This is a genomic window from Cellulomonas sp. P2_B4, from assembly GCF_056404795.1.
The window spans coordinates 1-727 of the sequence record NZ_JBFUDI010000041.1 but is presented as its reverse complement, the minus strand read 5'-3'; the positions used below and the strand labels follow the sequence as shown (position 1 = coordinate 727).

General features: G+C 61.7%; 1 pseudogene. It reads left to right on the top strand.

From position 1 onward, the window contains the following. Positions 1-77 precede the first annotated feature (77 nt). A pseudogene (locus AC1DZC_RS19950) lies at positions 78-727 on the top strand (hypothetical protein); the annotation flags it as partial.

The following is a 727-nucleotide window of genomic DNA, read 5'->3' as shown; positions in this document are numbered from 1 at the left end:
TCGATGAAATGGCACGGGCTGCTCCGCCGGCAGCCACGACGCCGCGGGGGCAAGTCGGTGCCTATTATGCTGCCTTCATGGACACCGGCACGCTGGAACGGATTGGCAGTCGCGCGATCGAACCCGAGCTCCTGGCGATTCGCCAGGCATCGAACCGCGCAGCGCTCGCGGCACTCATGGGCCAGTCGAATTCGGATTTCTACCCAAGCCCCTTCACCGCGAGCATCGATAACGATCTCAGGCGACCCGAGCGCTACGCAATCTATCTCGGGCAATCCAATCTCGGTCTGCCAGACCGCGACTATTATCTCGAAGCCAAGTTCGCGCCCCAACGCGACCAGTATAGGGGCTATGCGACCAGGCTCTTTTCGCTGATCAAATGGCCCGACGCGCCGGCCGCCGCGGAACGGGTCATCGCCTTTGAGACGCAGCTCGCGCAGGCCGGCTGGAGCCGGACRCAACAACGCGATCCGACCGTTCAATATAACCCTGTGACGCCCATAACGCTGGCCACCGATGCGCCCGGCTTTGCCTGGAAGGAGTTTCTGGCAGGAGCCGGCCTGAGCGCAAAGACGACGTTGGTGGTCAAGGAGAAGAGCGCATTTCCGAAGCTGGCGAAGATCGTTGCCGAGACGCCGGTCGAAACGCTGAAGGCATGGATGGCTTTTCGCGTTGCCGACAATGCGGCCCCCTATCTTTCGAGGAATTTTCTGGAAGCCAGGTTCGC